Annotated in this window: 12 protein-coding genes and 1 tRNA gene; 4 read left to right on the plus strand and 9 right to left on the minus strand. The window is 66.2% G+C overall.

All coding sequences use genetic code 11. From position 1 onward, the window contains the following. Positions 1–435 precede the first annotated feature (435 nt). The 7 genes from HII36_RS50775 to HII36_RS50805 form a co-directional block, all read right to left on the minus strand. The gene (locus tag HII36_RS50775) at positions 436–672 is read right to left on the minus strand and encodes a hypothetical protein (protein ID WP_173530596.1); all 237 of its coding nucleotides are present in this window, start codon (positions 670–672) and stop codon (positions 436–438) included. After that, on the minus strand, positions 669–1,325 hold the full coding sequence (locus tag HII36_RS50780) for a hypothetical protein (protein WP_173530597.1): 657 nt from the start codon (positions 1,323–1,325) through the stop codon (positions 669–671). Before HII36_RS50780 ends, HII36_RS50775 begins: the two co-directional genes overlap by 4 nt. 148 nt (positions 1,326–1,473) lie before the next feature. Then, positions 1,474–2,307: a helix-turn-helix domain-containing protein gene (locus HII36_RS59030; RefSeq protein ID WP_173530598.1), complete on the minus strand. Its 834-nt coding sequence runs from the start codon at positions 2,305–2,307 to the stop codon at positions 1,474–1,476. 9 nt (positions 2,308–2,316) lie between these two features. Next, the gene (locus tag HII36_RS50790; protein WP_173530599.1) at positions 2,317–2,835 is read right to left on the minus strand and encodes a DUF6879 family protein; all 519 of its coding nucleotides are present in this window, start codon (positions 2,833–2,835) and stop codon (positions 2,317–2,319) included. Further along, positions 2,832–3,032, minus strand: a complete 201-nt coding sequence (locus tag HII36_RS50795) for a hypothetical protein (protein ID WP_173530600.1) — start codon at positions 3,030–3,032, stop codon at positions 2,832–2,834. Before HII36_RS50795 ends, HII36_RS50790 begins: the two co-directional genes overlap by 4 nt. A gap of 117 nt (positions 3,033–3,149) precedes the next feature. Next, positions 3,150–3,524, minus strand: a complete 375-nt coding sequence (locus HII36_RS50800) for a hypothetical protein (protein WP_173530601.1) — start codon at positions 3,522–3,524, stop codon at positions 3,150–3,152. 7 nt (positions 3,525–3,531) lie between these two features. Continuing rightward, positions 3,532–3,681: a hypothetical protein gene (locus tag HII36_RS50805; protein WP_173530602.1), complete on the minus strand. Its 150-nt coding sequence runs from the start codon at positions 3,679–3,681 to the stop codon at positions 3,532–3,534. Positions 3,682–3,830: 149 nt separating this feature from the next. Here HII36_RS50805 and HII36_RS50810 point away from each other — a divergent pair. Beyond that, a tRNA-OTHER gene (locus HII36_RS50810) sits at positions 3,831–3,902 on the plus strand. 512 nt (positions 3,903–4,414) lie between these two features. Then, positions 4,415–5,368 (plus strand): WD40 repeat domain-containing protein, encoded by a 954-nt coding sequence (locus HII36_RS50815; protein WP_173530603.1) that lies wholly within the window; start codon positions 4,415–4,417, stop codon positions 5,366–5,368. A 376-nt stretch (positions 5,369–5,744) separates the two neighbouring features. Here HII36_RS50815 and HII36_RS57505 read toward each other — a convergent pair whose 3' ends face one another. After that, positions 5,745–6,227, minus strand: a complete 483-nt coding sequence (locus tag HII36_RS57505) for a hypothetical protein (RefSeq protein ID WP_236004951.1) — start codon at positions 6,225–6,227, stop codon at positions 5,745–5,747. 593 nt (positions 6,228–6,820) lie between these two features. Here HII36_RS57505 and HII36_RS50825 point away from each other — a divergent pair. Next, positions 6,821–7,291, plus strand: coding sequence for a hypothetical protein (locus HII36_RS50825; protein ID WP_173530604.1), 471 nt, complete (start codon positions 6,821–6,823; stop codon positions 7,289–7,291). A 548-nt stretch (positions 7,292–7,839) separates the two neighbouring features. On the opposite strand, the gene HII36_RS50830 is transcribed toward HII36_RS50825, so the two are convergent. After that, entirely contained in the window at positions 7,840–8,145 is a 306-nt protein-coding gene (locus HII36_RS50830) for a hypothetical protein (RefSeq protein ID WP_173530605.1), read from the minus strand. Positions 8,146–8,619: 474 nt separating this feature from the next. Here HII36_RS50830 and HII36_RS50835 point away from each other — a divergent pair, with 474 nt between their 5' ends. Beyond that, on the plus strand, positions 8,620–9,063 hold the full coding sequence (locus HII36_RS50835) for a hypothetical protein (protein ID WP_173530606.1): 444 nt from the start codon (positions 8,620–8,622) through the stop codon (positions 9,061–9,063). Positions 9,064–9,454 lie beyond the last annotated feature (391 nt).

The following is a 9,454-nucleotide window of genomic DNA, read 5'->3' on the forward strand; positions in this document are numbered from 1 at the left end:
GGCGGCGGGCGCGGGCGGCCTTGCCCGCTTGGGGTTGGTGGTCGGGGTGGCGCGGCGGAATACGCGCATGAGAGGGTTGCGCACGGTGCGTTCTCCTGGTCTGGTCAGGGGTTTCGTGCCAGGGCGGGGCCGGTGGGCTCAATCACCGGTTCCCGCCCGCATTCAGTTGTGGGGCAGTCCTCGAAAAACCTTGTCTACTCTAGCAACAAAGTAGCAGGGGCTCGCAGGCGTGTCCACCCCGCCCAGACGCAGAAGACCGCCCCCGGGGAGCACCACCTCCCCCGCCAGACCGCGAAAATCTGGCGGGTACGAGGCAGCCACTCCACCGAGGGCGGCCGTCAAACGCCCCTACCTGGGGAAACCCTCCGAGGTAAGACAGGCAGGGGCGAACTGGCCCGGCTCCCGCACACTGGCGAGCACACGAGAGCCGGGGGTCTACGCGAGCAACTTGCCTCTACGGCAGCGCTGCGGGTGCCTGGCGAGCAGATGGTCCCACACCTGACGAGCGGCGGCGTACACGCCGCGGCCGGTCTCCTCCCACCGGCCGGCGACGTGGCGCAGGACGAAGTATTGGCCGCCCTCGGCGCACCACTCGTAGGCGCCGCAGCAGGAGGTTTCATGGACTCGGGTCTGCGACCCTCGCGCGTGGTGTGGCTCCCACTTGATGGTCACGATGATCGCCCCACATGTTCGTGCCAGTCGGACAGGATGAGTGGCTCGTCGCGTAGATCGTCGAGCGTGACCCACAGCTGTTTCGCCAGAGCGAACCGCAGGAGGGGCGCGTTCTCCTCGCTGAGGATGATGTGCTGCTCGTGCAGGACCTTGGTCGGCCCGTCGTCGGCGCCGGGGGCGTAGACGTCGGCCGTCACCGCGTACGGCGCGGTGCCGGCCACGCTGATCAGCCGCGACCGCTCCAGCAGCCGCGGGCAGGTGGCCAGCGACTCGGAGATGTGCCCCTCGCAGACCGGCGGCAGGTTCGTGATCGGCGTGCCGTCGGGGGCGTGGCTGGAGTCGCCGACGAGCAGCCACCAGATCCTGCGGTCGTTGCGCATGCATGACGCGCTGCACACCATGCACAGGTGGCGGGTCATCATCGCGAGAGTCCGCGGAGTGTTGACCGCTTTCCACAGGTGCCTGCCGGTCATGTCGGTGCCGTGCCGTAGCCACAGCACGCCGTACCACCAGTCGTTGTCGGTGGGGTCCTCGTAGGACAGGCGCAGCGTCTCGGTGCGTTCGTGCCAGGCGAACGCGAGCGGGTCGTGGCGCACCTCGCCGGTGCGCAGGTTCTGGTCGAGGTGCCGCAGCCGAGTCGTCACCCTGGTCACGACCGGCCTCCAGCGGCTGAGCCGACGTGCTCGGGGGACTGGAGGGTCATACCTCGGACGTTAGGAGCCAGAACTGAGAAGCATCAAGGATTATTCTCGAATATTCGAATCCTCTTCCCGCAGGTCAGGGGGATGAGAATTCTCTCGACTAGCTCAGGTCATCCAAGACCCGGGTCACCACCTGGCGGGCCTCTGCCCCGTAGCTGGCGCCTGCGGCCAGCCGGTCGAAGACCTGGACGTACAGGGCGATCTCCTGCGGCTGCGTCAGAGTCAGCTCGGCGCTGATGGTCTCGACGAGGACGCGCTGATCGTCGAAGATCCAGAACCCGTGCTTGGGGGATTCGCTCAGCTCCGCGCCGAATCCGATCACGCCCACGTGGATGGTGCTCATGGAGCACAGCGCGATCAGGCGGTCGAGCTGGCCGGCCATCACCTCGGGCGGGCACAGCCGGTAGCGCAGGGCCGCCTCGGTCATGACGAAGTGCAGGCGTTTTCCGCGCTGGTACAGCACCTCTTGGCGTTGCATGCGTACCCGTACGCCCTCGTCCAGGTCGTCGGGCAGGCCATGGCGGGCGATCGACTGGGCGAGGCGGTGGCGGGCATAGTCAGGCGTCTGCAGCAGGCCGGGAATCACCGTGGTCTCGAACGCGCGGATGTGCGCGGCCTGGGTCTCCAGGATGATGCTGGTCTGCTGGCGCGCGGAAGTTCCGGCACCGAGCTGGCGGCGCCACTCGGCGTACGTCGTCTCCAGGACGTCGAGGCGGCCGAGGAGCGCCCTCGCGGCGGTCTCGTCGCCGACTGCGCGGGTCCATGCCTGTATGTCGTCCACGGTCGGCGTTTGCCTGCCGGTCTCCAGCTTGCTGACCTTGGACTGTGGCCAGCCGAGCAGGTCCGCGAGCGCCGTTCCGGTGTAGCCGGCGTGCTGACGGAGCTCGCGGAGCTGGCGGCCGAGGGCCTCGCGGGCCTCTTGTACGCGCGCCACGGGAGGTGTCTACTCCCCTGCGTACTGCTCGTACGGTGTGGCGTAGTGCCAGGCTGCGTCCCGCCACTGGCAGTGCCGCAGCACCGTGTCGGGATCGGTCACCAGTTCGTGCTGGAGTGGCCGATCCTCGGCGTCGAAGTTGAGCAGCACCAGGCGGCCCGAGTCGAACAGCGCGAAGTCGTGGCCGGGGAGTCCGATCTCCGCCGCGAGCGGCCGGGGTAGGTACCGGATGTCCTCACCGGCCCCGGCGTTCAGTGGTGCGCCAGCGAGGAGCCACCTCACATAGTCGCTGTGCGGCTCCGTGACCACGCGCACGCGCTCGACGCGTTTGCCCTCGCCGGTCGCTGCTTTCATCTTGGCGAGCCATGGCCTGGTCGCCCTCTCCGGGTCCGGTCGTCCGGAGAGGAATCGCTCGAGCGACTCTCGCTCGGAGGGCACGTCGTAGCGGTCGCGCACCTCCAGCTTGAACGCCGTGTGCTGGAAGGTGTCCCAGAGGTCGCCGAACTCCGTTGGGGAGAGCAGGGTCACCCGGACCCCTCCGCGAAGCGTAGGAGGTCCTTGGGGATCTCCACGAACGTTTCGCCGGGCAGGATGTTCCGCAGGTCGGCGAGGGCCTCGGGGTCGGTGACGACGTCGCCCTGTACGACGTAGGTGCCGCGGTCGGTCTCGTACAGGGTGGGGCATTGGCCGTCGTCTGATGTGCTGCCGAGGAATCGGAGTTTCATGCTCGGAGCCTCCCGGTATTCGAGAATTTCCTGTCGGTTCGATGGTGAACGGCGAATAGGGGGAGGTCAATCACCCACACGGTCAGGGGTGGGCACGAGACGACAAATCCGCGACCGTTAGGCGGGAGGTCGACCGGCGCCGGTGAGGTGGCCGCTCCACTGGTCGAGGTGGTGGCCGCTGCGGTGGATGCAGAGGAGCCCGGCGGGCAGCTGGTAGCCGCGGGGGAAGTGCACGACCATCTCGGCGTACGGCGGCACGGGGAGTGTCCCCTCGACTTCGGCCGTCCAGCCGCGGATACGCGAGATCGGTTCGTACTCGCCGAGGTCCACTTCGACGTAGTCGGTTTCGTCCCAGGACCAGAGGCGCATGGTGACGGGGTACTCGCCGGGCTCGTCGCGGGGGATCAGTACGGCGGGCCCCTGGTAGCCGGCGACGTCTCGGCGGCGGTCGGCCGCGTTCCGGCACTGGCCCGTGCTCGCGTGGTCACTCATGCCGTCATCATCGCAGGCCGGCGTGGTCGAGAGCGTGCATGGCAGCGTGCATGTAGGCCTTGGATGGGGACTGAGTTCGGAGGAACGGCAGGTAGCGCAGCGCTCGATCGATGGGCTCGCCGCAGTCGAGGCACCTGATGTGGCGGAACAGTCTCATGCCGCCATCGTCGCATCCTGGGTGGGGGAGAAGTTGGGGGGATTTTGGGAGGGAAGATCGCGGCTAGGAACGGCCAGGAACGGCTAGGGGAGGCCGGGAACGGCCCGTTCTTGACTCATGGATGCGCCCGACCAGCTAAAGTCCTGTTCACGCTGGTCGGGCGCATGTTCGTCACTTCGTTCGCATCGAAGGGGTCAGGGGTTCGAATCCCCTCATCTCCACCCAAAGCCGAAGGCCGCTTCCCGGTTGTGGGAGGCGGCCTTCTGCATTCCAGGGTGACTACGGTGCTGATCGTCTCTTCAAGCTCAGCCTCGGAGGAGTTCGAGCCGCTGTCATGATCTGGCGTCCTGAGACCACTCCCGTTACTCTCGGCCGTCTGTCGTCGCATGACTCCTCCGGCGCCCTTGAGGCAGGAGCCGGGCCAGAAGGACGGTGAGTGGTGTCTGATCCGGGGCGGTTGGACGTGGGTGATTCCGACGCGTCTGGACTCGGTCCGACCAGGCAGGGCGTTGGTCATCCCCTGGTGGACGACCAAGCCGACCCCTTCGCTCAAGCCTCTGGGGATGCTGGGTACCTGGTTCCCACCGGGAGCGTGGGGATGTCGAACGTATCGGTGCGGCCATCATTGTTTCGTCGAAGCCTCGAGTGGGTTGTCGCACTGGCGCTTTTGGGGTCGTTGGTCGTCGCTGGGGGGCCTTCCTCGGATTTGCTGGGACATCATGACGACCCTGTCATGGCGGTGGCGGTGGGGGAATTGAACGGCCGACCCGTCGCGGTAAGCGCTGGTAGTAGCGACGACGACCCCGCCGTACGGGTATGGGACCTGGCCACACACCAGCCCATCGGGGAACCGATTCTCGCCCACCCGCATGGTGTCACAGCGCTGGCGGTCGGGAGAGTTGACGGCCGATCGGTAGTCGTCACGGGCGGCTACGACAGCCTCCTACGGGTCTGGGGCCTGGCAACACACGAGCCCATCGGGGAACCGATACGGCTCAGCGACGATGTTGAACGCGTCGAAGCGCTAGCGATCGGGGAGGTGGACGGCCGAGCGGTCGTCGTCGCTGCGGGAGGCTGGGGCAACGCTCGCGACGGGGCACTTGTGAGGGTGTGGGACCTGGCCACGCATAAACCTTCCGGCGAACCGTTGGTCGGACACACCGGCATGGTCCGGGATATCGCGCTCGGAGAGGTGGATGGTCGATCAGTTGCCGTCACCGGCAGCATTGACCATACGACCCGCATGTGGGACATGACCACCCGTAAGCCGATAGGCGATCCGATGATCAGCGGTACTGCTGCTTGGGATGTCGCGCTCGGGCGGGTGGACGGTAGACCTGTCGCCGTCTCCGGTACGGACGAGAAGATGTGGGTGTGGGACTTGACCACCGATCAACGCATCGGTGTACCGATACCGACCGGCCACACCGGTGCGGTTGGGGCTGTGGCGTTTGCAGAAGTCTACGGCCGGCCGGTCGCCCTTACCGGTGGCAGTGACGACGAAGACCGCGGCGGTACGTTGCAGGCGTGGGATCTGAACACGCGCAAACCGCTGGGCGGGCGGATGGGACACACTGGCTTTGTCCTGACTATCGCGCTCGGAGAAGTGGATGGCAGATTGGCCGCTGTCACCGGGGACAGTTACGGCGACGTGCGAGTGTGGGACTTGGGTGCCCACCCCCAATGAGCCAGGGTCTCTGAGGCTGAGAGTGCGTTCCCGCGAGGTGATGTCCCTTTCGCCGGCGGGGTTGGGATAGATCGGCCGGTCGAAGGCTCGCTGCTCGGGTCATGGGCGAGGCTGAGTGAACAATCCGGGCTCGGTCTCGACGAGAATGCTGCAGCCGACCAGGCGTTTGAGTTGGCGCGGACGTTCTGGATGTTGTTCTGGCTCAGGGGCAGGTCCATGACCAGGGCCAGGTCGCGGGCGCGCATGGAGCCGCCGGCTGGGTTGTTGACCATCGCGAGCGTCTGGATCGAATGCGTCAGGCCTGGCCCAGCGAGGTCGAGGAGACTTCGCCGGGTGTCTACGTGTGGCGAGATCGATTGAGTTGTGTCTCTTCTGGTTAGTCGTCGGGGAAGAGCGCGTCCATTGCTTTCGCGCCTTCCAGTTGCACAGGGCGGAGTTGCTGGCGGTAGACGGTCTCGGTGACAGTGGTGTTGCGGTGTCCGACCAGGCGTGAAATGGCCTCAATGGGCATGCCGGAGTCGGAGAGCAGCGAGACGAAGCTTTGCCGCAACTCGCGGGGTATCCAGTCCTTTGTCATCGTCCCAGGTGGCGGGTGCCGGTCGGCTTCTTGCTGGGGCAGGCGGGCGCGTCGGTCGGCGCGGTCGGGGTCCAGGGCGCTGGTGATGCGGTCGAAGCCCGATAGAGGCGGCGGGGACGAAGCCGACTGCTGATGCGGGTCGCTGGCGGTGACCAGTTCAGGCCCAGGCTCTCCTGCGGGGCGGGGGTCGAGGCCGAAGGTGGCCAGCCGCCAGCCGTCGGCCAGGACACCATTGCCGGTGTAGTAGACGCCCAGCAGCATCGCCAGCAGCACCGTGCGCACCGGCGGGCCGTGCGGCCCGGGACGGGGCCGATCTCGGCGGCTCGCCCAGCGACTGGGCGATCTCCTTGGCTCGCATCGGCCGACCCGCGCTGGCCGTCGCCTCCACCACCCGCTCGTCCACCCCGGCCAGCTCACGCCGGTCTGATGGTGATACCTCCAGACCGCCAGTTGGTCTGGGCGAGACGGGATGCAGGCCTCGGTCAAGGCGGCGTCGCGACGAGTCCGGTGCCGGGGTCACTTCGGCCACCGGCGGCTCGACCACCCTGCGTGCGATGACTAACTCGCCCAGCCGCTGCTCGAGCACCCCAACCTGCCCACGCAGATCGGCCAGTTGCCGCAGGGCCGCAGCTTCTTCTGCAGTCGTTGCCTTTAGCCTGCGGCAAGGCAAGGACTCGAACGCGATTTCTGCTATCCGCAGCCACCTCAAGGACGGCGCAAGAACAGATTTATGGCGAACGACTCTCGAGTCCCACGCATCTCATTGAGCAGAAACGTCGATCCGAGAGGCGCCTGATGGCATTTACGCGAAGGAAGTGTGACCAGTGAGAACGTCTGGCCTCAGGCTTCCGCTCCGGCTCAGCTTGGGTGTTCTTGTGCTTGCCACACTCACGGGCTGCGTTCCGACCAGCCCTGCGAGGACCGGGCTGACCGGCATCACGGTCAACGCCGAGGGGAGGCTGGCCCTGGTCGTGGCATGGTGTCAACAGCCTCCGGCCGGCGTGATCATCTACCGGCGGGTCAACGGTCAGTTGGAGGACCAAGCTGACCTCAAAGCCCCAAAGTTATCGGGATCGCCACTCTTCCTGGACTTGGAGAAGATCCCGCCAGGCTGGTCCCTGGCTGAGGGGGACTTGAAGTTTCGGCCAGGCCATCAGTACCTCGCTGGCGCGTACCACGCCAAAACGCAAGGGGGGACGTTCCGCGTCTCCTTCACCACCGCGTCCAAAACCAAACAGACAGCGGGACGCATAGTGATTCAAGACCACAGCGGCGAGCAGTCCGGCGGCGTTGATGTTCTCCTTTCCACCGCCGAATTCGTGGCCCGAGCGCAGCATTACTGCTGAAACCCCGAGTCCGGAAGCGGGTCGGCGGGTCCTGATCCGGATCTCGTGTCGCGGATGCATAGGTGTCCTCGGGTGGAGGCTCGCGGTGGTCGTGGGCCTGCCACCAGGTGAGCAGGATGAACTCGTTGGCGACGGCGATCATGAGTGCGGTGAGCAGAGTCTGGACGATGCGGCCGTGGGCGAGCCAGGGTTTGGGGTCGCTGAGGTCGATGTGGTGACTCTTGAGGAGGCCGTTGCTGCTCTCGGTGTCGGCCTGATTGGACTCGTAGGCGTCTTGCCAGGCCGAGGTCAGGTAGTGCGGGTCTTGCCGGAACTTGTCCTTGCGCCGGGATCGTCGGGGTGCAGGGCGAGGGTGGTCTGCGGGCAGATGTGGGTCGCTCTTGCTTCTGGAGGGCCGGAGGGATTCGCCCGCAGGCAGGAGAATGGTGCGGGGTATTGACGACCAGGCCGAGCGCCGGTTGCGGAAAGTTGCCGCGAGTGACGCGGGTGCAGGCTGCGGTGGCCGCGTGGCGCTGTAGCTGAAGGGTAGGCCGGTTGTTGCCTTCGGATTAGTGCCAGCCTGCGTTGATCTCGGTGGAGGCTGGCCCCTTGCCGGGGCGAGGCGGGTCGGCCCAGGTGGGTAGGACGGTGGCGTCGATGCCGACGTCGCTTTCGTAGTCCTTCAGAGGGTGGCGGCCCTTGCGGTGCCGGACGGAGGTGAGCACCGGGCGGGTGACGATGGTCTGCAGCAGTTCGCATTTGCGCTGATGCTCGGAATCGTTGTCCAGGGCGGCGTGCTGGTCGGCCTGGTGCTGGGGCAGGCGGGGCGCGGCGGTTGGTGCGCTCAGGGGCCAGCGCGGTGGTGATCCGGCCAAATCGCGGTAGAAACGCCGGGAGGTGGCCGGCTCCTGATGTGGGTCACCGGCGGTGATCGGGTGCAGGCCCAGATGCTCCTGCAGGGCGGGGCAAGGCTGAAGGTGACCAGCTGCCAGGCCTCGGCCAGGGCGGTTTGCCGTTGTAGTAGGCGTCCAGCAGGACCGCCAGCAGCACGCTGCGCACCGGAACGCAGGGCGATTCGGGAAGAGTGCCGATCTTGGTCTGGATCAGCTCGACGACGCTGCTGCGGTCCAGCAGATGCGTGGCTGGCCGGCCGGTGATCGCGTCTGGTGCCTGCAACGGGGTGTCGGTGAGAGGACACGGGTGGCAGGCCGCTCCTGGCCGAGGTTTCCGGATCGGGCGAGCGCGCCATGGACAGCCAATCGAAGGTTTTGCTGGATAGTCCCTCAAGCTGCCTGCACGATTTTCATGATGATATTTGCGGGTCTAGCCAGTCCGTCGATTTTTGAGACATGCTGTGGATCGTCCTGGACACGTGCTTATCCGACGTCGCACTGGAGCGTCGCATGACCGAGCCGCACCGCGTTGCTTTGATGCCCCGCGGCGTTCAAGTGCTACGCCTTTTCAACTGGACGCAGATGAGTTTCTGGGCTCTGTCTCTCGTCCAGCCGTTTCTGGCCGGCGCCGCAATGAGTAACGAGCTGTGGCTGCAATTTCCGCCGCTCAGCATCGTGTCCGTAATGCTGGCGCTTTCTTTCGGGTTGGCAGCCGGACTTGCCGCTTCGGGACGCACATGGGTGTGGATTGTTGGACTTGTGGCGAGCGTGTGTGAGCTGCTGTATGCCCTGCTACTCGTATCCGGTGTGTGGGGGGCGACCATGGTCGCGGTCGCGGTCGCGGCGCTGCTCACGTTCGTCTTGTCCGTGCGGGTCGGCACGAGGTCATGGTTCCGTTAGGCCTGCGGTCCGGGACTCGCTGTGAATCTCTGGTGTCGAGTTCAGTGCCACCATCGACATTGCCGCGTGCAGGTGACCGGTCCCGTCGTGAGCCTCAGGTCGACCTATAAGTGAACGTCCCGCCCAGGTCAAAGCCCACCTCTCAGCCATTGGGGGATGGCCTTTGCATTGCCAGGTGGGGATCCGGGTCGCATGACGATCTCGGCGATTGGGCCGAGGCGTTGGATGCCCTCGCCGTTGTGCTGTCGAAGTGATGATGGTCGGTGCGGTGGTTGCGTCCGAAATGTGCCGGTGCTTGGAACTTCATCCCTGCTTGGCTGAGTGCCTGCACACCACGCGTACCTGCCTGAACGGGGATCATGTCCACCACCACGCTCGCCCGGCCCCGCCC

Origin of the sequence: Nonomuraea antri, from assembly GCF_013283785.1 — a bacterium.
GTDB lineage: Bacteria > Actinomycetota > Actinomycetes > Streptosporangiales > Streptosporangiaceae > Nonomuraea > Nonomuraea antri.